Below are 24,781 nucleotides of genomic sequence, written 5' to 3' on the forward strand. Positions count from 1 at the left end.
AATGCTTGACCTGATGTGAAATAAGAGATGGAGCGGTGTCTGGTTCGGATTGCTCCGTAAAACGACACTCAATTTTCGTTTACTATTTACCACCCTCGCACAGGCCGCCTATCAGTTTCATCTGAAGTTGTTGTGGGGATCTCCGACGGGCAAGGTAGGGATATCCCTACAAAAATTCGCTATCCTGCTGATTAAATAATGTAAATAAGTGCATTGTTTCGATTACTAATCGTAAAGAAAGTGTGATGAAGATTGCGGAAAATTTTCCTTTAGATCGCCCCGATGGAACTCTCTTCCCTCTCTTACCACCCATTAACCGAGAAGAAAGCTGCGACAAAACGCTCCCATCACGGCGAATTGCTCGCAGAAATATGCATTTCAATCAACGGAGGTCTCTATGGGTGGTATGAAAATTGGCGGCGGTAACGGCGGCATGTTCAGCGGCAAGACGGGTGGAGATATGCCGGGTCCTGATGTGTCCGGTAAAGGCAGACAGGATATCGGCCCCAATGGCGCGCGCAACAATGGTTCGCAGGGCGGCGGGAGTATCGGCGGCAAGGCGCTCGACTATGGCTCTAACATGCTTTCTCAAACGACTGGCAAGAGCGACGGATTGAGTTTCGGCACGCAGCCGGGAAGTAATTTATTCTCCGCCAAATCCAGCAAGGGTAGCGAAGGCAGTCAGGGCGCTGATGGTCAGGCTGACAACAACGTCATGAGCAATATCACACAACTGCTGAATGCCATCGTGCAACTGCTGAAGGGTCAAAGCCAGGGCGGGGAAAAAGCCGGTAACGGCGAGTCGAACGCCCCAACCGAGGGCAGCAAGACTGAGGGCAGCAACGGAACGCAAGGCAGCGGCGATATCATGACTCAGCTGATGGAGATGATTAAGAAGATGCTGGGCCAGGAGGGTGAGGGCAGCAAGACCGGCGAGGCGACCAGCGAGCAGCAGCCCAGCAGCGAAAGTACTCAGAATGCTTCCGGCGGCGATACGCTGACCCAGTTAATGGATATGATCAAGAAATTGCTGGGCCAGTCTACGGAAGGCGGCGAGTCTACCGGTAAGTCAGGCGGTGAAGGATCCACGCCAGCGGCGGCACAGAATACCAATGACAATCAGGAAGGTGGCGTTACTGGTAAGCTGGGCACCGCGCTGCAAATGCTGGGTCTGGGCACTCTTCTTTCTGCCCTTCAGGGCGGTGCTGGCGGCGCGCAGGGTGGAGAGAGCACCAAATAATTCTGCTGAACATACTGCAAAACAGAGGGGGCTTCGCGCCCCCTTTTTTAGTGCCTGCAACCTGTGACGATCAGGCTGGCAGCGTGCCTTTGCCGGTGGCAATGGTATTGGCAAAGCCCATAACTTTATCAACGTAGGTTGAATCACCCGTGCCGGTTTTTGAAATATCGCTGAGGTCGGCGAGATTGACGTTATTTGGCCCTGAGTTATAAGCACGCAGCGCCGCGCCCATGTTGCCGTCAAAGGTGTTGAGTTGTTCTTTCATGTAAAGAGCACCTGCCATGACGTTGTCGCGAGGATTGTTCGGACTGGCGTTAGCGCCAAGCAGATCGGGATTTTTGCTTTGTAAATCGGCAAACGTATTGCTGTTCACCTGCATCAGTCCCGCATCCTGCAAGCCGTTGCCGCCGTTCACCGTGCTGGCGCCCAGATTGCCGCGTGACTCCTGCCAGATTTGCGCGGCCAGCAAATTAGCAGGCACGCCGGTTGATTGTGCAGCGTGTTGAATATCTTTTTCATAAGGTTTCAGAGACTCGGGCAGATGTAAATCGCTGCCGCTGCTGGTAGATATTGCCGGTGAATTTGCCGTGGTTTCGGCGGTGGCAGGCGGTGTGGCGTTTTGTGTGTCCTCAGCGGAGAGCACCGGCATATCTGGCGCGCTGGCCGGCGGTGAAGCCGCTGCTGGCGTATCGCTGGCATCTGCCTCCGAATTGCCCGATGGCGTTTGCGCACTGCCTGCACCGATGCTGCCTGCCTGCGCGTTACTATCCGTATTTCCGCTCTGCTGGCCCTGCATAATTTGTTGTAGCAGCGGCATCAGCGCCTTCATGATTTCAGCGACCAGCTGCGCTATTCCCTGAGAAAGTTCGCTATTTTGTCCCTTATCCAAACCATCCGTCTCCGGGTTCAGAAGGCTTGCCATTGAGGTTCCTTTGCTACCGGACTGGCTAAAATCAATGAGATTACTGCCGTTTGCGGTTGGCTGCTGCGCAGCACTTTTCGGGCCTGACGAGAACGATTTTTCGTCCAGAAAACTGAAGTCCAGCCCCGGTGAGGCAGAATTAATGAATGAATTGGAAACAGGTGTATTCATGGTTTTTTCCTGTATACAAGAGGCAAACGTGGGCGAAAAAAGAGCATTCGCTGAAAATGAGTGGCTGCTTTATCCGCCGGGTTCCCGCAGCGGAACGCAAACGGGATTGTTGACACAGGAGAAGGGGGAACGCTCAAGGGAAAGATGCGTGCGGGCAGGCATAGCCAGCGCGACTCAATATCAGTGCAATACGCAGTTTGAAAGGTTTATTCACCAGAGGGAAAAGGTATCATTCAGTATGGCGGCCGTCTGATAATCAGGGCCTCGTGAAGAGGCCCACGGAGTGTCAATGCTGATGCGTTACATCAAAGCCGGCGTCAACCATCCGCTCCCGAAAAGCGTTGGCGATGGCCCGATTACCGCCGGTAACCGGGTAAACAACATTGTTGATGACATCATCAAGGTCATGCTCATCAAACTCCTGCCGGGTAAGCTGCGCGCCGCCCTCGTCGTTAATAGCTATTGAACCCTGAATATGATTGCCAGCATGCTCAGCTTTCAGGCTGTATCGGCCCATGCTGCTGTCTATCGTGCTCATAAAGTCTCCTGTCATTAACCAATTGTATCAGTGACGTTAAAGCAAATTATCCACATTCATTTTAGCCAGGGAAAAAGGCGCTAACTAAGAATTTTCTGCAAAGAAAGATAAATCGTGATCGCAATCCCGAAAAAATATTATTTTAAATTATTATTATTTTTCAGGTGGTTGCAGCACTCTCTTTATGTCAGGAGACGATAACTAGCTGGTGCGAATACAAAAATCCTGTCGTATGAGGCGAGTTAACAGCGAAGCCGCGAATCGTCTTCTATACTCAAATAACGACATCGCTTGTTCACTAAATGTATTGAGGAAAATGGAATGAAAATTATTCTTTGGATTATTGCTATTATTTTCATTGTCGGGCTGCTGACACTGACCGGCGTATTTAAGGTACTGTTCTGATCAATCGTGAGGTGGCGGATTTCCCGTCACCTTTCATTTTTAGCCTGCTTTTCATCTCTTCCTATCCTGACTGTTAACTCCCTGGCTGGGCGCCCCCGCGTGGTTTTTCCTGCTGAATCTTCACCCTCATCGTTGTTAAACGACATATCCATTAACGTTAGTGGCTTATTACAATTAAAACAAACGGCACCATGATGCGTAGCGTTTCGTTTTGCGCAAGGTGTAAAAGTGAAGCCTCTACATCCGCACTTACTGCATTTCAGTACCACGTTTGCTGCTCCTGCACGTTAAGAGATTTATCGTAACGGCAGCTATACTATCAGATAATTCCTTAAAATCGATAAGCCACGTTAATTAGTATTGGATCTAAACTATAAGTGTAATTGATCTGGATCAAGGCAAGCAACGTAGGCGTATATTTTAAAAGGCTTTTTTTTAGCATTAAAAAGAAGTGAAAATTTGCACAAGAGGTTGCATTAATGATGGTTATAAATCAATGAGTTATGCAGAGGTGCAGCAATGGCGCTGATTATCAGCGTATCAGGCTTTGCCTTTCGCGCCTGATGAGTATCCTCTTCTTCGTTATACGGCGTGGATCGTGGGGCAAGAATAAAAAAAAGCGATATTTATCACTTTTTCATCATCGGTTACTGGACAAAAGCCTCGGCAATTGCTGTACTAACTCCCGACACAGTTTAGTGTCCATTTTTCATGTAAAGGTAATATTGATGTCCAAGATTAAAGGTAGCGTTAAGTGGTTTAATGAGTCCAAAGGATTCGGTTTCATTACTCCTGAAGATGGTAGCAAAGACGTGTTCGTACACTTCTCTGCCATCCAGAGCAACGGTTTCAAAACTCTGGCTGAAGGTCAGCGCGTAGAGTTCGAAATCACAAACGGCGCCAAAGGCCCATCTGCTGCTAACGTTGCCGCTATTTAAGTTATCAGACAGAATTCTAAAAACCCGCCGCTGGCGGGTTTTTTTTCGTTCGTATTCAGTCGCCGGGAGCGTGATCGGTCCACTCATTTATCTCTCTGCCGCTTGCCAGCACCAGCGCATCGGCAATGGCATTAATCTGTTCCGGCTGCATCATGGCCGTACTGACGCGTATAAACTGAATGCCGCCGCTGCGACAGCGTTCGCCCGGCAGCACGGCGATGCCGCGCGCGGCCAGGGTGATCATCGCAAACTGTTCTGACTCTACAGGAATAAAAATACTCAGCCCGTCACGCTCCGGCAGCGTCAGGCCGCGTTGCGCAAGCGCTGTCAGGAGCGCTTTTCTGCGCGTGGCATAGATGGCTTTGGCGTGCTCAATCTGCTGTTGCGTTGCAGGATCGTTTAACATCCATGCCACGGCATGCTGCAAAATGCGGCTGGTCCAGCTTGCGCCGAAGTTGCGCCACGACTGAATGCGTTTCACCAGCGCCATCGGCCCGGAGAGCACGCCCAGGCGTAAATCCGGGCCATACGCTTTAGAAAATGAATGAACGTGCAGCGTACGATCGGGAAAATAGCTGCCCAGGCTGTAGATCGCCTGCGCGGCCAGATCGCCAATGCCGTTATCTTCAATAATCAGCGTGCGGCTCTCTTTTAATGCCTCTGCAAGCTGCTGGCTGCGCGTTTTGCTTACTGTCTTACCGGTTGCTGAATGCGTACCCGGCTGATAAATCATTGCCGTCGCCCCTTTTTTTAATAATATCGCCAGCGCGCCGGGCAGGGGGCCTTCCTCATCGCAGGCCAGCGGCATCATTTCCGCACCTACGTTATCCAGCATATCCAGCAGCCGGGTGGCGGTGGGATCTTCGATAATCACGCGATCGCCGGGCGTTATCAGCGTCTGGACAATGCAGTTCATGGCGTCAAAGCCGCCATCCGTCGCCAGCCAGGCTTCGGCCGCGCAGGGCCAGCGCGGCCTGATGGCTGCCAGCAGGCCCGGTGCAATCGCATCGCGCTGATAGCTGTTAAGCTGCGCGCACTGAACGCCTTGCAGCATCGCTTCACGCAGGTCGGGAAGCAGGGCAGGATCGGGTGACGCCATCGCCAGATCGGCGCGAATAGCGCTGCCGTAGTTACCGATTTTTTCGAAACGCACCGGACGCGGCGTGACGTTATCGCCACACACCCACACGCCGCTGCGCCCTTTACCGGCAATGACTTTCTGCCGCTTAAGCTGGCCCCATGCCGCCGAAACCGTGGCCGGACTCACACCCAACCGCTCGGCCAGATCCCGCACCGCCGGGAGATGTGCGCCAACCGGGATTTCACCTTCACGAATTAATACGCCGGTGGCCGCCGCAATCCCTTTCACAGAGGTATCCGCAATTCGCGCAGCAAGCCAGTTTACGTCAAGAGGCAAAGTCATAAGAAATCCATTTGTTCAGTAACAAAGAAAACATTGTACAGATATTATTATCGATCTAGTATCAAATTTAAGCATTATCTGTGCATATTTTGTGCTTATGACATGAGCTAAAAAAAAGAGGCAAAAATGGTCACAATCAGGCTGGCGGTGCGCGACTGGGATTATTTTACCCCCCTTGCGCTGGGCGATATCAAACCGCAGGGTTTCCATCTGGAGGTGGACCGCGTGGGTACGCTGGTAGGCGATTTAGCGACCAGCACGCAATACGATGCGGCTGAGGTTTCCTTCAGCCGCTACGCGCAGGCCAGAGCGAAAGGGGATGATTCCCTGCTGGCGCTGCCGCATTTTCTTATGCGCGGCTTCCGCCAACGCTGCATCATCACCGCCCAGGACAGCCCGATCACGTCGCTTGATGGGCTGAAAGGCAAAAAAATTGGCGTCACGGGCTGGCAGGATTCGGGCAACACCTGGACCCGCGCGCTGCTGTATGAAGCCGGCGTGCGCATTGAAGACGCCTACTGGTTTGCAGGACGACTGACCGCCGAACATCCGATTGTCGATCGCCTGAGCGGTTTTGGTCAGCCGGGCCGTATCGAAGCCGCGCCGGGCGAGCATCCGCTGATTGACCTGCTCAGGGCAGGCGAGCTGGATGCGGTGTTTACGCCCTTTATGCCAGCCGGTTTCTTTTTAAAAGACTCCGGGCTGCGCCAGCTACAACCGGACTTCCGCCAGGCGGAGCTGGATTACTTTAATCGGGTGGGTTACATCCCCGGCCACCATCTGTTGGCTTTCAGGTCTGACATCGCCAACACGCATCCCGGCCTGCCGCAGGCGCTGAGCGCGTTGATTGAGCAGTCCGCTGCCCTGTGGCTTGAAAAACGGGAGAAGTACGCCGACACCACGCCCTGGCTGTTTGATGATTTGCGACGCACTGCGCAGGATTTGCCCGCCAACTGGAATCAGAACGGTTTTACCGCTAATAAGAAGATGATTGCCGACTTCGGCAAAGCGCTTTATGACCAGGGCCTGACCGCGCAGTGCCTCACGCCTGACGATCTTTTTCCCATGCAGAGCGAAGGAGCATCACGATGAAAGTTGCATTAGGGCAGTTTGCGGTCAGCCGCGACTGGCAGGAAAACAGTGCCACCTGCACCCGTTTGATGGCGGAAGCACAGGCGGAAGGTGCCGATCTGCTGGTGCTGCCGGAAGGCATTCTGGCGCGTGATATTGCCGATCCGGATCTGGTTCTGAAAGCGGCCCAGCCGCTGGACGGCCCCTTCCTCACCGCGATCTGCGCCGCCAGCCGCGGCAATGCGCTGACCACCATGATGACCGTGCATGTCCCCGCCGGCGATGGCAAAGCGCTGAATGTACTGGTGGCCATTCGCAATGGCGAAATCATCGCCCGTTACGACAAACTTCATCTTTACGATGCCTTCGCCGTACAGGAGTCGCGCAACGTGACGCCGGGCAATCAGGTGCCGCCGCTGGTTGAAGTGGCAGGCATGAAAGTGGGCCTGATGACCTGCTATGACGTGCGTTTCCCCGAGCAGGCCCGCCGCCTGGCGCTGGACGGCGCCGAGGTGTTGGTGCTGCCCGCAGCATGGGTAAAAGGCCCGCTGAAAGAGAAGCACTGGGAGGTACTGGTTACCGCGCGCGCGTTAGAGAATACCTGCTATGTGGTGGCCGTCGGCGAATGCGGCCCGCGCAATATCGGCAACAGTATGGTCGTTGATCCGATGGGTGTCGCCATTGCCAGCGCAGCCGAAGCGCCAGCGTTGGTCTTCGCCACGCTGGAGGCGACGCGCATTGCACAGGTTCGCGAGGTGCTGCCCGTATTGCAAAATCGGCGTTTCGCACGTCCTGAGTTAAATTAACGTGACCACACCGGGGAAACTGACCATGACCATAAAAACAACGGCTGCTGCGCTGGTTCTGGGTTTAACTGCGGGTTTTGCTCAGGCTGCCGACGCGATCCCGACACAAAAAGTTGACCAGGCGCTGCACGATCGCCTGCCTGAAGGGATTAAAAAAGCGGGCAGGATGATCTCCGTGAATAACGGCTCTTTTCCGCCCTATGAAATTGTAGAAAGCCCGACCTCAATGAGCGGTGCCTCTGCTGATTTAACCGAGGCGCTGGCGCAGCTGCTGGGGGTGAAAATCGAACACGCCACCGTCAGCGGGCTTTCCGGCGTGCTGGCCGGTATCAAGTCTGGCCGGTATCAGTTGGCAATAGGCCCGGTTGGCGATTATCCCGATCGCCAGCAGAAAAACGACTTTATTGATTTTGTGCAGGAGTTTGTGGTGTTTGCCGTGCAGAAAGGCAATCCGGCGAAGATCAACTCGCTTGACGACACCTGCGGCAAACGCATTGCCGTGATGGCTGCCGGCTCCGCCGAACAGGTGATCCGTAAGCAGTCGAAGGTCTGCACCGATGCGGGCAAACCCGCGGTGACCGTGCAGTCATTTACCGATCAGCCTTCGTCCATTCTTGCCGTGCGGTCAAAACGCTCGGACGCCTTTTTCTCTTCTCAGGCACCGCTGATTTACTTTGTCGAACAGGCGCATGGTCAGCTTGAGCTGAGCGGGAAAGGGCAGAAAAACGGCTTCGGTGATATTTTCCAGGGCACCGTGGTGCCAAAAGATTCCGCGCTGGGAAAAGTCGTGTTAGATGGCTACCAGGCGCTTTTTGATAATGGCACCTACGCCGCGATCATGAAGAAGTGGAAGCTTGAAGGCAACATGATTAAAGCACCTGGCGTCAATCTGGCGAAGGGGGAGGTAAAATGAATAAAAGCGCCGCGAGCAGGACAAACGCACAGCATCGCGATGTGGCGCTGGCCCGTAACGCGCCGCGCTATGGTCGCCTGATCTCCTGGATTGTGGTGCTGCTGATTGCCGCTAACTTTCTCTGGCTGGTGGCAACCAATCCCAATTTTGAGTGGCATGTGGTGCTTGAGTGGTTTACTGAAGGCTCCGTTCTCAAGGGGCTTGAGGTTACGCTTGGCTTGACGGTGGTGTCGATGATCCTTGGCACGCTGCTGGGGCTGCTGTTGGCGGTGGCGCGCCTTTCGGATAATCGCCTGCTCAGCGGTTTGTCGGGTCTCTATATCTGGTTTTTTCGCGGCACGCCGCTGCTGGTGCAGCTGATCTTCTGGTACAACATGTCCACCCTGTTCCCAACGGTGACGCTGGGTATTCCGTTCGGCGGGCCGACCTGGGCCACCTGGAACACCAACGATCTGATCACGCCGCTGACGGCTGCGATTGCCGGGCTGGCGCTCAATGAAGCGGCCTATATGGCGGAGATTATTCGCGCCGGGCTGCTCTCAGTCGATCAGGGGCAGGTGGAAACAACGCAGGCATTCGGGATGAGTCGGGCACGCGCGCTGCGCCGCATTATTATCCCGCAGGCGATGCGATCGATTATCCCGCCTAGCGGTAACCAGTTGATTAGTATGATTAAAGCCACCTCGCTGGTGAGCGTTATTGCGATGGGTGACCTGCTCTATTCGGTACAGTCCGTCTACAACCGCACCTTCGAAGTGGTGCCGATGCTGATGGTGGCGGTGATCTGGTATCTGCTGATCACCTCGGTTCTTAATGTCGGCCAGTCCGCGATTGAGCGCTACTATTCGCGGGGTGTTCGTCGCTCGGTTTCCAGCGCCCGCCGTCGCGCGCCCGCGGTCAAGGCGGCACCCATCGTTAATCGTCCTTATTTCCCCCGGGAGGATGTATGAGTGAGATGCAGCCGCTGGTCCAGGCGCGAAACGTGCAGAAAAACTATGGCGACAATGCGGTGCTGCGTGGCATCGACCTGGATGTGATGGCCGGTGAAGTGGTGGTGATCCTCGGGCCTTCCGGCTCCGGGAAATCAACGCTGCTGCGCTGTATCAACCATCTTGAGGATCTGAACGCGGGTTCCATTATGGTTGGTGATCACCAGGTGGGATATGAGTTGCGCAACGGCCAGCTACACCGCCTTTCGCCGCGCAAGATCGCCCGCCAGCGTCAGGAAATTGGGATGGTGTTCCAGCAATTCAATCTTTATCCACACATGACGGTATTGGAAAATATCATCGAAGCGCCCGTTGGCGTACACAAGCGCCCGCGAGATGAAGCCATCCGCGAGGCGACGGAGCTTTTGGCGACGGTGGGTCTGAGCGATAAAGCCGATGCATGGCCGCAGCATTTGTCGGGCGGTCAGCAGCAGCGCGTAGCCATCGCTCGCGCGCTGGCGATCCGCCCAAAACTGATGCTGTTTGACGAGCCAACGTCGGCGCTGGACCCGGAGCTGGTCGGCGAGGTGCTGGCAACGATGCGCACCCTGGCCGATCGGGGGTTAACCATGGTGGTGGTAACGCACGAAATTGGCTTTGCTCGTGAGGCGGCGGATCGGGTGGTGTTTATGGATGGCGGCGTCGTTGTAGAGCAGGGGCCGCCGGAAGAGGTGCTGGTCAATCCTCGTCATCCACGCTTTCAGGCTTTCCTGAGTCGCTTTATCTGATATTATCTGCGGGCTAAATATTACTCTGTTACAGATTATGATTGTATCAGGCGCCATTCCGCGCGTTAATAGAGCTTACCGTAAGCGACTCGTTGCGGGTCAGGTTTGAAGAGAAGGTATTTATGGAAGGTATCAGTATTGCTAAGCTGCTGATTATCGGCGCGCTGATCGTTTTATTGTTCGGCACAAACAAGCTGCGTTCACTCGGTGGCGATTTAGGATCGGCCATTAAAGGCTTTAAAAAAGCCATGAGTGAGGACGATACGTCCGCAAAAAGAACGCCTGCTGCTGATGAAAAGCCTGTTGAGCAGGTTGTTCATAAAGATTGATCGCCTCGCGAAGCCATAAAAAAAACGGATGACCCATCATCCGTTTTTTTTGCGCGGCACGTTACTGTAAACAGATGTAACGCGCTACTTAACTTCCAGACCTTTTGCCTGCATGTCCGCATGGTAGGAGGAGCGCACAAACGGACCACAGGCGGCGTGCGTGAAGCCCATATCCAGCGCGGCCTCTTTCATTTCATCAAATTCCGCCGGGCTGACGTAACGCTGCACCGGCAGATGGTGACGGCTTGGCTGGAGATATTGTCCCAGCGTCAGCATGGTCACGCCGTGACGACGCAGATCGCGCATCACCTCAACAATTTCCGCATTCGTTTCGCCCAGGCCCACCATCAGACCGGACTTGGTTGGAATAGCAGGATGTGCCTCTTTAAAGCGCTCCAGAAGCTTCAGCGACCAGTCATAGTTCGCACCGGGGCGAACCTGACGGTACACGCGCGGCACGTTTTCCAGATTGTGGTTAAACACGTCCGGCGGCGTGGCGGTGAGGATATCCAGCGCGCGATCCATTCTGCCGCGGAAGTCGGGCACCAGCGTTTCAATTTTAATCGCCGGGTTTTTTACGCGAATAGCAGAAATACAGTCGGCAAAGTGCTGTGCGCCGCCGTCACGCAGATCGTCTCGGTCAACGGACGTGATAACCACGTAGCGCAGGCCCATATCGGCGATGGTTTGTGCCAGTTTTTCCGGCTCGTTGTTGTCCGGCGCGACGGGGCGACCATGCGCCACGTCGCAGAACGGGCAGCGGCGCGTACAGATGGCGCCGAGGATCATAAATGTTGCGGTGCCGTGGTTGAAGCATTCGGCAAGATTAGGGCAGGAGGCCTCTTCACAAACGGAGTGCAGACCGTTTTTGCGCATCGCGGCTTTGATGCCCTGGATACGACTGGAGTCCGCCGGAAGTTTGATTTTCATCCACTCCGGTTTACGTAAAACCTCCGTTCGCTCCGTGACCACCGTTTTAACCGGGATCAGCGCCATTTTGTCTGCGTCGCGGTACTTTACGCCGCGTTCCATCTGTATAGGTTTACTCATAATCTTGCATAGTCCAGGTTGGTATGCGCTCAAAAAAGCCGCATCAAACGCAATGAGTTATTAAACTTTTTTTGATAAAAGCGTCAAAATTATATCATTCCGGGCGACGACTTTCAGCCACGGAATGTAACGGATTTGTAAATCCGCACGTGCGGTCACCAAACGGGCAGGCGGTTATCGCTCTGCCAGCTCAGCGAGGGTATCGCCAACAGACGCGCGAAATGTTCAACCAGCCGCGGACGCACCGCTTCCGTTGTCACGCCGGGACGCAGCGCGCTCAACTGCGTCATCTCCAGTCCGGCGTAGCCGCAGGGATTGATGCGCAGAAAAGGCGTCAGATCCATATCCACATTTAACGCCAGCCCGTGAAACGAGCAGCCGTTGCGTATGCGTAGCCCCAGCGAGCAAATTTTCTTGTCGCTGACGTAAACACCAGGCGCATCGGCACGGGCGGCGGCGTCAATGCCGAAGTCCGCCAGCGTATTAATTACCGTTTGTTCAATCGCGGAAACAAGCTGGCGAACGCCCACTTTACGACGCTTCAGGTTGATCATCACATACATCACCTGTTGGCCGGGGCCATGATAGGTCACCTGGCCGCCGCGGTCGCTTTGCATCACGGGAATGTCGCCGGGCATCAGCAGATGTTCAGCCTTACCGGCCTGGCCCTGGGTAAAAACGGGATGATGTTCAACCAGCCACAGCTCGTCCGGCGTTGCATCGTTACGGCGATCGGTAAAGGCATGCATCGCCTGTGAGACGATATCCCAGGGCTGAAGGCCAGGTTGACGAACAATTAAGGTATCTGGCAGCAAAACGGGCAGTCCGTTCAGAAGTGAAAATTGCGTCAGCCAAGAGCGACGCGCGGTCGCTCTTTACGCCATACTCTCTTACAGCACCATGCGGACAATTTCAATTTTGCCCAACTCTTCATAGAGCGTTTCCACCTGCTCAATGTGAGTGGCGGTGATGGTGATCGAGACAGAGTGATAGTTGCCTTTGCTGCTTGGCTTGATGTCGGGAGAGTAGTCGCCAGGCGCATGGCGCTGGACAACTTCAACCACTTGATCAACCAGTTCTGGCTGCGCCAGACCCATGACTTTGTAGGTAAAAGGCGTGGGGAATTCGAGCAGTTCTTTAAGATTGGTTTTCATAGGGGCTCCGGTAACGCCAAAACAAAGACTCCTGCCGCAGCAGGAGTCTGAATATACCACAGATATGGTGGCGTGGAGCACGAAATCAAGAGGGGCTGGCTGCCCCGATCAACCAAACCAGTGATGGAACATCAGCTTGATATAGTCAACGATGCGGCCGAAGAATCCGCCTTCAGGCATGTCATTCAGCACCACCAGCGGATGCTGTTCAATGGTTTTGCCATCAAGCTGGAAGTTAATACTGCCGACAACCTGATTTTTCTTCAGCGGCGCGTGCAGTTCAGTATTGCTCAGCGTGTAACTGGCCTTCAGGTCTTTCATGCGGCCGCGCGGAATGGTCAGGTAGACATCTTTTTCCACGCCCAGCTGCACGCGATCGCTGTTGCCAAACCAGACCGGCTCGGACGCAAACTCTTTGCCGGCTTTGAGCGGCGCAACGGTTTCAAAGAAGCGGAAGCCCCAGGTCAGCAGCTTTTTGCTTTCGGTTTCACGTCCTTTGTAGGTGTGACCGCCCATTACCGCCGAGATCAGACGCATCTGGCCTTCGGTTGCGGAGGCAACCAGATTGTAGCCTGCGGCTTCAGTATGGCCGGTTTTAATGCCGTCAACGTGCAGGCTGGTATCCCAGAGCAGGCCGTTGCGGTTGGTCTGACGGATATTGTTGAAGGTAAACTCTTTCTCTCTGTAGACCGCGTATTCGTCCGGCACGTCGCGGATCAGCGACTGACCAATCAGCGCCATGTCGCGTGCAGAGCTGTACTGTCCTTCCGCGTCCAGGCCGTGAACGGTCTGGAAATGCGTGTTTTGCAGGCCCAGCGCTTTTACGTAGTTATTCATCAGGCCGACAAAGGCATCCTGACTACCGGCAACATAGTCCGCCATTGCCACGCAGGCGTCGTTGCCCGACTGAAGCACGATGCCGCGGGTCAGTTGCGAAACCGGTACGCGGTCGCCGGGTTTGAGAAACATCAGTGAAGAGCCTTTAAAGACCGGATTGCCGGTTGCCCAGGCGTCTTTACCTACGGTCACCACATCTTCCTGATGAATTTTACCCGCTTTAACCGCCTGACCAATCACGTAGCTGGTCATCATTTTTGTCAGGCTGGCAGGATCGCGACGCGCATCGGCATTTTTTTCTGCCAGCACTTTGCCCGAGTTGTAGTCGATCAGGACGTAAGCTTCAGCATCAATATCCGGAACGCCCGGGATCATGGTTTTGATATTGACGTCGTCGGCGTGAGCGAAAGTGGTCAGGCTGAGCGCAATCAGCGATCCTGCCGTCAGGCGTTTGATCAGTAGGGAAGAGGTGAAATTGTTCATGTTAAGGACTACAACATCCATGGGCTGAGTTAAAAAAAGTGACTCACTATAGCAAAAGCCGTAACGCCCGGCATCCGTCTTTATCGGCAGTATGTAACAGGTTTAGTCGGCCGGTGACGGCATGCCGGAGCAGTTTGCCTTTGCTAAGGGGCGGCGGTGATAAAAGATTGCTGCTGCGCTTCGTTAAGCAAGCGCTGCTGAAGCGCAGCGGCCTGCTGGCGAGAAGAGAAACGGCCGAGCTGAACCCGATAGACGTTGCCCTGATTGCTGACTGCGCCAGGCACGCCGAATTTGTCGCTCAGCGATGTCTTCAACTGCTGGGCACGTGCGCTATCGCTGAGCGCGCCGACCTGTACCGACCAGCCGCTGCCAGAGGCGGCTGGCTTGCTGTCAGCAACAGGCGCCGCAACCGGTGCAGCAGCAACGGCGGGCGCAGCGGCAGGTGCAGGCTCACTGCCTTCCAGCACGCCAGCGCGCAGAGGCTGCGCAGCGCCTAAAAAGCCGCTGGAACGCACCGGCGCACCCATTTCGTCACCGGCGGGGTTGCCGTTATCTACCGGATGAGCTTCCGCCTCAGGCTGCGCTGGCGCTGTTTGTGACGCGCCGCCGCCCATAGTGGTCATGCCGCCGGCAAGGTCAGGGCGAGGCGGCAGGGCATAGCTCTGTTTTGCCACGGTCGTGCCGATGGTGCCGGGGCCGGACAGCGTGCCGTCGGGCGCGACGTTGATAAAGTCCACCTTCACACGCGTATTATTAGAGATATTCAGGCGATCGCCAGCGGCGCGGGAGAGGTCGATAATCCGCCCCGGCGTGTAGGGGCCGCGATCGTTCACGCGTACTACGATTTGCCGGCCGTTAGCGAGATTGGTTACACGAACATAGCTGGGCAGCGGCAGGGTGGGATGCGCGGCAGTCAGCGCATCGGGGTCAAACTGTTCGCCCGTCGCCGTACGGCTGCCGTTGGCCTCTTCGCCATACCAGGTCGCCAGGCCGGTTTCGCTAAAATTAGCGGGATCTTTAACAATACGATAGGTTTTACCGTTAACGCTGTAGTCCTGCTGCGTAGCCGGATTGACCGGTTCATAGCGCGGTTCAACACCGCCGATTTCCACCACCGGCCCGTTATAGGCAGGCTGCTGGCTCTGCTGCACCGGCGCCTGCTGCTCATTTGTAGTACAGGCTGCCAGCAGTGCCGACGCCAGGCCAATCCAAAGCCAATCCTTACGCATGTTTAAGCCTCTTTAAACGCTTTTCGACAATAGTTTCCGGTGGGTATGAATCGACATAATAATGCCAAACCCGGCCATCAGCACAATTAAAGCAGAGCCTCCGTAGCTGACCAGCGGCAGAGGAACGCCTACCACCGGCAGAATGCCGCTGACCATGCCAATATTAACAAAAACATACACAAAGAAAATGAGCATCAGCCCGCCCGCCATCACGCGCCCAAAGGTGGTTTGCGCCCGCGCCGCCATCACCAGCCCACGCATAATCAGCAGCACGTAGAGTATCAGCAGAACCAGTACGCCGACCAGGCCAAGCTCTTCGGCTAACACGGCAAATATAAAGTCGGTGTGGCGCTCGGGTAAAAACTCAAGCTGCGACTGGGTGCCGTGCAGCCAGCCTTTGCCGCGCAGGCCGCCTGAACCAATGGCAATTTTCGACTGAATAATATGATAGCCCGCACCCAGCGGATCGGTTTCCGGATCGAGCAGCATCATCACGCGAGCGCGCTGATAGTCGTGCATCAGGAAGAACCAGAGCACCGGTATGAATGCGGCCACCAGCAGAACCGCAACGGCAATCAGTTTCCAGCTCATGCCGGAAAGAAACAACACAAACAGGCCGGAAGCGGCAATCAGGATCGACGTACCGAGATCCGGCTGCGCCGCGACCAGCAGCGTAGGCATAAAGATCAGTACCAGCGCGATGGCGGTGTTTTTAAGAGTCGGCGGGCATACGTCACGATTAATAAAACGTGCCACCATCAGCGGCACGGCGATTTTGGCAATCTCCGAAGGCTGGAAGCGGACCACGCCAAGATCCAGCCAGCGCTGCGCGCCTTTACTGATGTGACCAAACGCATCCACCGCAATCAGCAATATCACACAGACAATATAGAGGTAGGGCGCCCAGCCCTCATAGACGCGCGGCGGAATTTGCGCCATCACCATCATGACCACAAAGCCCATCGCAATCTGACCGATTTTGCGCTCCATCATGCCCGGATCCTGGCCGCTGGCGCTCCAGATGACCAATCCACTGTAAATCAGCAGCGCGGCGATCAGGATTAAAAACGTCGGATCGACGTGAATTTTAGCCCAGATCGTGCGTTTTTGATGACGATCGTTCATCGTTATTCACCTTCATAGCCTGGCGGCACCGGAGCAGCGTCAGGCAGGTTAGTGTTGTTATCGCCCAGCATGATGTGGTCGAGGATCTGGCGCATAATGGTGCCTACTGCCGGGCCGGCGCCGCCGTTTTCGAGGATCATCGTTACCGCCACGCGGGGTTTATCGTAAGGGGCAAAAGCGGTCATCAGCTTATGATCGCGCAAGTGTTCCGCTATCTTGTGCGCATTATAGGTTTCATTTGCCTTCAGGCCGTAAACCTGAGCGGTACCGGACTTGGCGGCGATTTTATAAGGCGCATCCTGAAAGCTCTTCCGCGCCGTGCCGTTAGGACGATTCGCCACGCCATACATGCCATCTTTCGCAATTTCCCAGTAGCCGGAGTGGACATCGGCAACGGGTGGCTCCGCCGGCTCACGCCAGGGCACTTTCGCATTATTGACGACTCTCGACATCATCAGGTGCGGCGTTTTAATGACACCGTCGTTAATCAGGATCATCATCGCCTTATTCATCTGCACCGGCGTCGCCGTCCAGTAACCCTGGCCGATACCCACCGGGATGGTGTCGCCCTGATACCACGGTTTTTTGTAGCGCTTCATTTTCCATTCGCGCGTCGGCATGTTGCCGGGCGTCTCTTCCGTCAAATCGATGCCGGAAAGCTTGCCGTAGCCAAATTTAGTCATCCACGAGGAGAGGCGGTCGATACCCATATCGTACGCCACCTGATAGAAGAAGGTGTCCGCGGACTCTTCCAGCGATTTTGTAACGTTCAGACGACCGTGACCCCAGTGTTTCCAGTCGCGGAAGCGTTTCTCAGAGCCTGGCAGCTGCCACCAGCCGGGATCGAACAGGCTGGTATTACGGTTGATGACGCCGCTGGTCAGGGCAGAAACGGCAATATAGGGCTTCACCGTCGATGCCGGCGGGTAAGCGCCTTGCGTGGTGCGGTTAATCAATGGACGGTTAGGGTCGTTTAGCAGCCTGTTATAATCTTTGCTGCTGATGCCGTCCACAAACAGGTTAGGGTCATAGCTGGGTGTGGAAACCAGCGCCAGAATGTCGCCATTACGCGGATCGGTCACCACTACCGCGGCGCGGCTGCCCGCCAGCAGCGTCTCAATATACTGTTGCAGTTTCAGATCGATGGTCAGGTAAATATCCTGTCCGGCCTGCGGCGACTGCTCGTGCAATTGACGGATTACCCGGCCGCGGTTGTTCACCTCGACTTCTTCATAACCGGTTTTGCCGTGCAGCGTGTCTTCGTAATAGCGCTCAATGCCGAGCTTACCGATATCATGCGTGGCGGCGTAGTTAGGCCATTTTCCCTCTTTATCGAGGCGTTCGACGTCACGATCGTTGATTTTCGATACATAACCCAAAACGTGGGTGAGGGCGGAATTATAGGGATAGTAGCGGCGCTGATAGCCTTTGACTTCGACACCGGGGAAAGCGTACTGGTTAACCGCGAAGCGCGCCACCTGAACATCGTTCAGACCGGTTTTCAACGGAATAGAGGTAAAACGACGTGAGCGCTTGCGTTCTGTTTCAAACGCGGCCAAATCGTCGTCGCTGAGATCGACAACAGGCCGTAGCGCCTCAAGTGTCTGCTTGAGGTTATCCACTTTTTCCGGCACCAGTTCCAGCTGATAAATGGTGCGGTTGAGCGCCAGCGGAATACCGTTACGATCGAAAATAATGCCGCGACTCGGTGCCACGGGCACCAGCTTGATACGGTTCGCGTTAGATCGCGTGCTGTAGTCGCTGTAACGAAGTATCTGAAGATGATAGAGATTAACCACCAGCACGCCGGAGAGCAGCAAAATGCCCAAAAATGCGATCAGCGCCCGGCGAACAAACAGCGTCTGTTCAGCGGTATAGTCACGAAATGAGTTGCGTTGTAATTTCATCCGCTGCTTAAGTATATCCGGTTAACCCTGTCGCCTATTCGCGATGATAAGGATGGTTCGCAGTAATGCTCCACGCGCGGTACAGGCTCTCGGCAACCAGCACCCGTACCAGCGGATGGGGCAGGGTCAGCGCAGAGAGAGACCAGCTTTGTTCCGCTGCGTCTTTGCAGGCGGGAGACAGCCCTTCAGGGCCGCCGATCAGCAGGCTGACATCTCGTCCGTCCTGTTTCCAGCGTTCGAGCTGTTCAGCCAGATGCGGCGTTTCCCATGGCTGGCCGGGAATATCCAGCGTGACGATACGGTTGCCTTTGCCGGTCGCCGCCAGCATCAATTCACCTTCTTTTTCCAGAATGCGCTTGATGTCTGCGTTTTTTCCACGCTTGCCGGCCGGTATTTCAACCAGCTCAAGCGGCATGTCTTTGGGAAAGCGACGCAGATATTCCATGAAGCCGGTTTGCACCCAATCCGGCATTTTCGTGCCGACGGCGATCAGTTGCAGCTTCATGGCTCAGCTCCAGAGCTTTTCAAGCTCATAGAGCTGGCGGCTCTCTTCCTGCATAACGTGCACAATAACGTCACCGAGATCGACAACAATCCAGTCAGCGGTTGCTTTACCGTCCACACCCAGCGGCCGTAATCCCGCAGCGCGGGACTCTTCCACAACATGCTCGGCAATCGAGGCCACGTGGCGCGTGGAAGTGCCGGTGCAGATAATCATGCAGTCGGTAATGCTGGATTTGCCCTGAACGTCTAAAGAGACGATATTCTGGCCTTTCAGATCGTCAATCTTATCAATGACGAAGTCTTGGAGTGCTTGACCTTGCAAAAGGTTCCCCCTCGGGTTTGTAAGTCTGAAACAGGACGATTTTTTCCGCGAACCCGGAAAATTTAGCGGCGCAGTATACCATGAGGCACCGGGTTTCGATATAAACCCGCGTCATTGATGTAGGAGAGCACGGCGGGCGGCAATAACGCATCACAGGACTGGTTCTGGTGAAGCCGCTGGCGAATTTCCGTTGCTGAGATGGCCAGCAGCGGCGTGGTCGCCAGAAAAACCTTTCCGGCCGGTGAGGCATGTAGCAACTGCGGATCGACCGTCTGATGCTGTTGCAGCCAGCGCTGCATCTCAGTCGTTTCCAGCGTGCTGTTATAGCCAGGACGTTTGCAAACCAACAAATGACACACCTTAAGCAGATCCTGCCAGCGATGCCACTTATGTAAGCTTAGCAGTGAATCCTGCCCGATAATAAACGCCAGGGGTTGATCGTTTCCGCGCTCTGCCCGCAGCGCCGTTAACGTATCAATTGTCCACGAAGGCGTTTCGCGCTGCATTTCGCGCAGGTCGACGTTAAAAAGCGGTGCATCGGCAACGGCCAGTCGCACCATTTCCGCACGCTGTTGCGATGACGCCTCTGGCTGAGGCCGATGCGGCGGCACGTTATTTGGCAGCAGCGTGACGCTCTTCAGACCGATCTGCGCGGCCAGCGCCTCAGCCGGTCTGAGATGGCCATAGTGAATGGGATCGAAAGTGCCGCCAAGAAGCGCATGAAGTGGCTCAGACATCACAAAAACTTTCCGGAAAAGAGGGGCTACAGAGCAGCAGCGTTAACGTTTCCAGTTCTGGCCACACGTCCTGGCCATAATCCTGTTTGAGGGAGATCTCAATGCGCGTCAGCAGCCTGATGGCCTGAGCAAGCTGCCTTGCCGATAATCGCTGAAGCGCCTCAGAAAACAGCGGTCGGCGATTCTGCCAGACGCGATGTTTGTCAAACAGCGCTCTGAGCGGCGTGGTGGCGCTTTGGCGCTGAAGCGTCAGCAATGTCATCACCTCGCGTTGCAGCGTGCGTAACAGAATGACCGGCTCGCTATCCTCTGCCTTCATCTGCCTGAGAATATGCCTCGCCCGTTTGCTTTTTCCGGCCAGAAGCGCATCCACCCAGTGGAACGGCGTGAAATGTGCCGCATCGTTAACCGCTTCTTCCACTCTCGGCAGCGTGAGCTTGCCGTCGGGCCAGAGCAATGAAAGCCGCTCCAGCGCCTGCGTCAGCGCCAACAGATTGCCCTCGTAACAGTAGCAAAGAAGCTGTGTGGCCGCGTCATCCAGCGTGAGTTTATACTTTTTCGCCCTGGCCGATACCCAGCGTGGAAGCTGCGCCGGTTCCGGCGTCTGGCACGGCACCATCACAGCCTGCGCGCTCAGTGCTTTGAACCAGGCGCTGTTTTCCTGGGCTTTGGTGATCTTCGCCGCGCGAAGCAGCAGCAGGATATCAGCATGAAGCAGCGTGGAGAGCGTAACAAGCTGTTCGCTCATCGCTGCGTTTGGACCATTTTCGGGGAGGGTGAGGAGCAGCGTCTGCCGGCTGGCAAACAGGCTCAGCGACTGACAGGCAGAAAAGATCGCTTCCCAGTCGGTGTTGGCCTCAACCGCCATACTGAAATGTTCGGTGAAGCCCTGCTGCTGCGCGGCGTTGCGGACGGTATCCTGCGACTCCTGAAGCAACAGCGGCTCATTGCCGGTAAGAATATAACAGGCGCGCAGTCCTTCATTGAGCTGCGCGCCGAGCTGTTCGGGATAAACCCTGATCATCTTGCCAGCGAGTTGTTGGGGAGCATCGATTCAGGCGAGTTCTCATCAACAGCCGCAGGCGTGGCGTCCAGCGTATTGATCGAACTGTCATCCTCTGCGGCGTGTACCGTCAGCAGCTTACGCACCAGCTGTTGTGCGGCCTGAGCGCGCATTTCACTGGTGATAATGGTCTGCTCCGAGTCCTTCGCCAGCGCGGCCAGCGGGTTATCGAAGAATGAACGATAAACCGTCGCACTGATTGGATAGATGCCTTTATTCGGCACCAGAACCTGTGCTCTGACCGTCATGACCAGCGAGTACTCCGCCGTTTTACCGTCCTGGAAAATCGAGGCCGTATCACGCCCCTGAGTTTCTCCCATCAGGCGCAGCGAAGGGACATCTTTGCGCAGCCCGGCATCATCAAGAATGGTCACGTCGTTCAGGCGAAGCTGCTCACGAACGGCGCGGGTCAGCGGCCCGTAAGGATCGTTGGTGTCCAGAATCATTGTTTTCATTTCAGGCGGTACAGACGTTGTACCGCGAAGATGAAAGCCGCAGCCTGCGGTGATCAACACCAGCAGACTGACAAACACAGAGATAATCGGATGTCGCACAGTTCCTCCTGACATCAACCCACGACCAGATTTAACAGCTTGCCCGGTACGTAAATCACTTTACGGATGGTGACGCCAGCAAGATATTTGGCGACCAGATGTTCCTCTGCGGCACGCGCTTGCACCTGCTCCTGCGTGGCGTCCGCCGCAACGGTTATTTTGCCACGTACTTTACCATTGACCTGTACAACAACCAGTATGGAATCTTCCACCATTGCCTGTTCATCAGCTTCAGGCCAGGCGGCATTATCGATATCTTCGATGCCGCCAAGCGTCTGCCACAGCGTAAAGCTGGCATGCGGTGTGAAAGGATAAAGCATACGGACAACGGCAAGCAGCGCTTCCTGCATCAGCGCGCGATCCTGCTCTGATTCTTGCGGCGCGCGCGCCAGTTTATTCATCAGCTCCATAATAGCGGCAATGGCCGTATTGAAGGTCTGACGGCGTCCAATGTCATCGGAAACTTTAGCAATTGTTTTATGCAAATCGCGACGCAGTGATTTCTGTTCGTCGTTCAGAGTCGCCACGTTTAATGCGGCGACAACGCCTTTGCTGGTGTGTTCATACACCAGTTTCCAGACGCGCTTCAGGAACCGGTTAGCCCCTTCAACGCCTGACTCCTGCCACTCCAGCGTCATATCGGCGGGGGAGGCGAACATCATAAACAGGCGAACGGTATCGGCGCCGTAACGCTCAACCATTACCTGCGGGTCGATACCGTTATTTTTCGACTTGGACATTTTGCTCATGCCCGCGTAAACCAGTTCACGGCCGGTCGTATCGGTTGCTTTGACGATACGTCCTTTTTCGTCGCGCTCCACGGTGACGTCAACCGGAGAAACCCAATTGCGCTCGCCGTTCACGCCGTGATACCAGAACGCATCGGCCAGTACCATGCCCTGACACAGCAGGCGTTTGGCCGGTTCGTCAGACGTCACCAGGCCCGCATCGCGCAGCAGCTTATGATAAAAGCGAAAGTAGAGCAGGTGCATAATCGCGTGCTCAATACCGCCAACGTACTGATCGACCGGCAGCCAGTAATTGGCCGCAGCGGGATCCAGCATCCCCTGGTCATAGTCCGGGCAGGTATAGCGAGCGTAATACCACGATGACTCCATGAACGTATCGAAGGTGTCCGTTTCGCGCAGAGCGGGCTGGCCGTTTACGGTGGTCTTTGCCCACTCAGGATCGGCTTTAATTGGGCTGGTGATGCCGTCCATGGTGACGTCTTCCGGCAGAATAACCGGTAACTGATCTGCTGGCGTGGGCATCACCGTGCCGTCTTCCAGGGTTACCATGGGGATAGGCGCGCCCCAGTAGCGCTGACGGGACACGCCCCAGTCGCGCAGTCGGTAGTTTACTTTGCGTTCACCGACACCTTTCTCAGCCAGTTTGTCAGCAATGGCATTGAAGCCGTCTTGATAGGAAAGTCCGTCAAATTCACCTGAATTAAACAGCGTGCCTTTCTCAGTCAGCGCGGCTGCACTGATATCCGGTTCGCTGCCGTCGGCGGCGAGGATCACAGGCTTGATCGTCAGGTTATATTTGGTGGCAAACTCCCAGTCGCGCTGATCGTGGGCAGGAACCGCCATAACGGCACCCGTGCCGTACTCCATCAGCACGAAGTTGGCGACCCACACCGGCAGCCTTTCGCCGCTGAGCGGATGCACGGCGTATAAACCGGTTGCCATGCCTTTTTTCTCCATGGTCGCCATTTCCGCTTCGGCAACTTTGGTATTGCGGCACTCGGCGATGAAGTCGGCCAGCGCCGGATTAGAGGCTGCCGCTTGCGCAGCCAGCGGGTGGCCAGCCGCAACGCCGAGATAGGTGGCACCCATAAAAGTGTCGGGGCGCGTAGTGTAGACGGTCACCTTTTCGCTGCTTTCAGCAACGTCAAAGGTGATTTCAACGCCTTCTGAGCGCCCAATCCAGTTACGCTGCATGGTTTTGACCTGCTCAGGCCAGCTCTCCAGCGTGTCCAGATCGCTGAGCAGTTCATCGGCGTAGGCGGTAATTTTGACAAACCACTGCGGGATCTCTTTACGCTCAACCGGCGTATCGCAGCGCCAGCAGCAGCCATCAATAACCTGTTCGTTCGCCAGCACCGTCTGGTCATGAGGACACCAGTTAACGGCGGACGTTTTTTTGTAGACCAGACCTTTTTCATACAGGCGGGTAAAGAACCACTGTTCCCAGCGGTAATATTCAGGCTGACAGGTTGCCAGTTCACGGCTCCAGTCATAGCCAAAGCCCAGTAGCTTCAGCTGGTTTTTCATGTAATCAATGTTGTCGTAGGTCCAGGGCGCGGGCGCGGTATTGTTCTTTACCGCCGCGCCCTCCGCGGGCAGACCAAAGGCATCCCAGCCGATAGGTTGCAGCACGTTTTTACCCAGCATGCGCTGGTAGCGGGAAATAACGTCGCCGATGGTGTAATTGCGTACGTGGCCCATATGCAGGCGGCCAGAAGGATAGGGCAGCATGGAGAGGCAGTAATACTTCTCTTTGCCTTCATCTTCCGTAACTTTAAAGGTTTGCTTCTCTTCCCAATGGTGCTGAACGTGGGATTCTATCTCTTCCGGGCGGTATTGCTCTTGCATGGCAGCCTGTGATCCTTTGTAAATAAGCGCTCTTCTCTTTGTCCGTAAGCATGTTGGTTTTGAAACGACAAAGAGTTAACTTTTGCTGTGTTCGTTAAGATCCGCATAGCATAGCTGATAAGCACTCAGCGCAACAACAGTAACCGCCCTGCTGACGGCCATTTCTCATAAAGGTGGAAGGCGGCAGGCAAAAAAAGCTGTCTGCCTAATCGCTCAGTAAACAATAAGTTATCTGCTTCGCAAAAATTATCAGGAACCCGGCGCAGGGAATGAACACTTATGAACATCAACAGGGCGTGATTTCAACTGAAAAGAAAGGGAATTTTACGTTCAACTAATGGCCTCTGTGCCGGGAGATTTTATGAATCCAATTAAACGTTCGCTACTGGCAGTCGCACTGACGTTAACCAGTTCTGTGGCGTTGGCCAGCGTTCACTCGGTATCCCAGTCGCAGTCTGACACTCGCCATAATGACAGTGTGGCTGACAGCATGGCGGATGCGGTCAGTGCCATTAACGGCGCAGGTGCGGGCTCTTCAATAGGCAGCGGTGGAAACGGTGCGGGCGCGGGCTCCTCAATTGGCAGCGGCGGAAACGGCGCTAACCCGGTTGGCGGCGGCTAATCTGTTCAGGCTGCCTGCCCGTACCGCGATCAACGCGGGCAGGCGGCCCTGTTTTATCCCATCTTTTAGCACCAGAACGTTATTTCTCCGCTGCTTTCCCTCACAGTTGTCGTTTTACCGCTAA

General features: G+C 55.2%; 26 protein-coding genes. 10 read left to right on the plus strand and 16 right to left on the minus strand.

Annotated features, from left to right (window positions below; all coding sequences use genetic code 11):
* The first annotated feature begins 397 nt into the window (after positions 1–397).
* Entirely contained in the window at positions 398–1,240 is an 843-nt protein-coding gene (locus FA91_RS05325) for a hypothetical protein (RefSeq protein WP_034913266.1), read from the plus strand.
* A 70-nt stretch (positions 1,241–1,310) separates the two neighbouring features.
* Here FA91_RS05325 and FA91_RS05330 read toward each other — a convergent pair whose 3' ends face one another.
* Positions 1,311–2,162: a transglycosylase SLT domain-containing protein gene (locus FA91_RS05330; RefSeq protein ID WP_197060486.1), complete on the minus strand. Its 852-nt coding sequence runs from the start codon at positions 2,160–2,162 to the stop codon at positions 1,311–1,313.
* A gap of 34 nt (positions 2,163–2,196) precedes the next feature.
* Between FA91_RS05330 and FA91_RS21200 the strand changes: the two genes are divergently transcribed.
* On the plus strand, positions 2,197–2,586 hold the full coding sequence (locus FA91_RS21200; protein WP_197060487.1) for a hypothetical protein: 390 nt from the start codon (positions 2,197–2,199) through the stop codon (positions 2,584–2,586).
* Between the two features lie 33 nt (positions 2,587–2,619).
* On the opposite strand, the gene FA91_RS05340 is transcribed toward FA91_RS21200, so the two are convergent.
* Complete coding sequence (locus FA91_RS05340) at positions 2,620–2,871, minus strand: hypothetical protein (RefSeq protein ID WP_034913271.1); 252 nt, start codon at positions 2,869–2,871, stop codon at positions 2,620–2,622.
* 1,133 nt (positions 2,872–4,004) lie between these two features.
* On the opposite strand from FA91_RS05340, the gene cspE reads away from it, so the two are divergent.
* Entirely contained in the window at positions 4,005–4,214 is a 210-nt protein-coding gene (cspE, locus tag FA91_RS05345; RefSeq protein ID WP_004156612.1) for a transcription antiterminator/RNA stability regulator CspE, read from the plus strand.
* A 55-nt stretch (positions 4,215–4,269) separates the two neighbouring features.
* On the opposite strand, the gene FA91_RS05350 is transcribed toward cspE, so the two are convergent.
* Positions 4,270–5,637, minus strand: a complete 1,368-nt coding sequence (locus FA91_RS05350; RefSeq protein ID WP_034913273.1) for an aminotransferase class I/II-fold pyridoxal phosphate-dependent enzyme — start codon at positions 5,635–5,637, stop codon at positions 4,270–4,272.
* Between the two features lie 126 nt (positions 5,638–5,763).
* Here FA91_RS05350 and FA91_RS05355 point away from each other — a divergent pair, with 126 nt between their 5' ends.
* The 6 genes from FA91_RS05355 to tatE all read left to right on the plus strand — a co-directional run bounded on the left by FA91_RS05355 (position 5,764) and on the right by tatE (position 10,473).
* Positions 5,764–6,729: a nitrate ABC transporter substrate-binding protein gene (locus FA91_RS05355; RefSeq protein WP_034913274.1), complete on the plus strand. Its 966-nt coding sequence runs from the start codon at positions 5,764–5,766 to the stop codon at positions 6,727–6,729.
* Positions 6,726–7,514, plus strand: coding sequence for a deaminated glutathione amidase (locus FA91_RS05360; RefSeq protein WP_034913276.1), 789 nt, complete (start codon positions 6,726–6,728; stop codon positions 7,512–7,514). Before FA91_RS05355 ends, FA91_RS05360 begins: the two co-directional genes overlap by 4 nt.
* 25 nt (positions 7,515–7,539) lie before the next feature.
* Positions 7,540–8,427: an ABC transporter substrate-binding protein gene (locus FA91_RS05365; protein WP_034913278.1), complete on the plus strand. Its 888-nt coding sequence runs from the start codon at positions 7,540–7,542 to the stop codon at positions 8,425–8,427.
* Entirely contained in the window at positions 8,424–9,377 is a 954-nt protein-coding gene (locus tag FA91_RS05370; RefSeq protein WP_034913281.1) for an amino acid ABC transporter permease, read from the plus strand. The genes FA91_RS05365 and FA91_RS05370 overlap by 4 nt, the downstream gene beginning before the upstream one ends.
* Entirely contained in the window at positions 9,374–10,144 is a 771-nt protein-coding gene (locus tag FA91_RS05375; RefSeq protein WP_034913284.1) for an amino acid ABC transporter ATP-binding protein, read from the plus strand. The genes FA91_RS05370 and FA91_RS05375 overlap by 4 nt, the downstream gene beginning before the upstream one ends.
* 122 nt (positions 10,145–10,266) lie before the next feature.
* Positions 10,267–10,473: a twin-arginine translocase subunit TatE gene (tatE, locus tag FA91_RS05380; protein ID WP_034913286.1), complete on the plus strand. Its 207-nt coding sequence runs from the start codon at positions 10,267–10,269 to the stop codon at positions 10,471–10,473.
* Positions 10,474–10,557: 84 nt separating this feature from the next.
* Here tatE and lipA read toward each other — a convergent pair whose 3' ends face one another.
* From lipA to leuS, 13 genes are all read right to left on the minus strand, one after another.
* On the minus strand, positions 10,558–11,523 hold the full coding sequence (lipA, locus tag FA91_RS05385) for a lipoyl synthase (RefSeq protein WP_034913289.1): 966 nt from the start codon (positions 11,521–11,523) through the stop codon (positions 10,558–10,560).
* Positions 11,524–11,678: 155 nt separating this feature from the next.
* The gene (gene lipB, locus FA91_RS05390; protein WP_034913294.1) at positions 11,679–12,338 is read right to left on the minus strand and encodes a lipoyl(octanoyl) transferase LipB; all 660 of its coding nucleotides are present in this window, start codon (positions 12,336–12,338) and stop codon (positions 11,679–11,681) included.
* Between the two features lie 75 nt (positions 12,339–12,413).
* Positions 12,414–12,677 (minus strand): DUF493 family protein YbeD, encoded by a 264-nt coding sequence (gene ybeD / locus FA91_RS05395; protein ID WP_034913297.1) that lies wholly within the window; start codon positions 12,675–12,677, stop codon positions 12,414–12,416.
* Between the two features lie 108 nt (positions 12,678–12,785).
* Positions 12,786–13,997: a D-alanyl-D-alanine carboxypeptidase DacA gene (gene dacA, locus FA91_RS05400; RefSeq protein ID WP_034913299.1), complete on the minus strand. Its 1,212-nt coding sequence runs from the start codon at positions 13,995–13,997 to the stop codon at positions 12,786–12,788.
* Positions 13,998–14,140: 143 nt separating this feature from the next.
* Positions 14,141–15,226 (minus strand): endolytic peptidoglycan transglycosylase RlpA, encoded by a 1,086-nt coding sequence (gene rlpA / locus FA91_RS05405; RefSeq protein ID WP_034913302.1) that lies wholly within the window; start codon positions 15,224–15,226, stop codon positions 14,141–14,143.
* Positions 15,227–15,238: 12 nt separating this feature from the next.
* Positions 15,239–16,351, minus strand: a complete 1,113-nt coding sequence (mrdB, locus tag FA91_RS05410; protein WP_034913305.1) for a peptidoglycan glycosyltransferase MrdB — start codon at positions 16,349–16,351, stop codon at positions 15,239–15,241.
* Between the two features lie 2 nt (positions 16,352–16,353).
* Positions 16,354–18,258, minus strand: a complete 1,905-nt coding sequence (mrdA, locus tag FA91_RS05415; protein ID WP_034913309.1) for a peptidoglycan DD-transpeptidase MrdA — start codon at positions 18,256–18,258, stop codon at positions 16,354–16,356.
* Between the two features lie 34 nt (positions 18,259–18,292).
* On the minus strand, positions 18,293–18,763 hold the full coding sequence (rlmH, locus tag FA91_RS05420) for a 23S rRNA (pseudouridine(1915)-N(3))-methyltransferase RlmH (protein ID WP_034913312.1): 471 nt from the start codon (positions 18,761–18,763) through the stop codon (positions 18,293–18,295).
* 3 nt (positions 18,764–18,766) lie between these two features.
* Positions 18,767–19,084, minus strand: coding sequence for a ribosome silencing factor (rsfS, locus tag FA91_RS05425; protein WP_034913314.1), 318 nt, complete (start codon positions 19,082–19,084; stop codon positions 18,767–18,769).
* A 62-nt stretch (positions 19,085–19,146) separates the two neighbouring features.
* Positions 19,147–19,821, minus strand: a complete 675-nt coding sequence (gene nadD, locus FA91_RS05430; protein ID WP_034913317.1) for a nicotinate-nucleotide adenylyltransferase — start codon at positions 19,819–19,821, stop codon at positions 19,147–19,149.
* Positions 19,814–20,845 (minus strand): DNA polymerase III subunit delta, encoded by a 1,032-nt coding sequence (gene holA / locus FA91_RS05435; protein ID WP_034913318.1) that lies wholly within the window; start codon positions 20,843–20,845, stop codon positions 19,814–19,816. Before holA ends, nadD begins: the two co-directional genes overlap by 8 nt.
* Positions 20,842–21,438 carry an LPS assembly lipoprotein LptE gene (lptE, locus tag FA91_RS05440; protein ID WP_034913322.1) on the minus strand — a complete coding sequence of 199 codons (597 nt, stop codon included), beginning with the start codon at positions 21,436–21,438 and terminating at the stop codon, positions 20,842–20,844. Before lptE ends, holA begins: the two co-directional genes overlap by 4 nt.
* Positions 21,439–21,452: 14 nt before the next feature.
* Positions 21,453–24,035, minus strand: a complete 2,583-nt coding sequence (gene leuS / locus FA91_RS05445; protein ID WP_034913325.1) for a leucine--tRNA ligase — start codon at positions 24,033–24,035, stop codon at positions 21,453–21,455.
* A 361-nt stretch (positions 24,036–24,396) separates the two neighbouring features.
* Here leuS and FA91_RS05450 point away from each other — a divergent pair, with 361 nt between their 5' ends.
* Positions 24,397–24,657, plus strand: coding sequence for a hypothetical protein (locus FA91_RS05450; protein WP_034913327.1), 261 nt, complete (start codon positions 24,397–24,399; stop codon positions 24,655–24,657).
* Positions 24,658–24,781: the final 124 nt, after the last annotated feature.

The sequence above is a fragment of the Erwinia sp. 9145 genome, from assembly GCF_000745075.1.
In the GTDB taxonomy this organism is placed as follows: domain Bacteria; phylum Pseudomonadota; class Gammaproteobacteria; order Enterobacterales; family Enterobacteriaceae; genus Erwinia; species Erwinia oleae.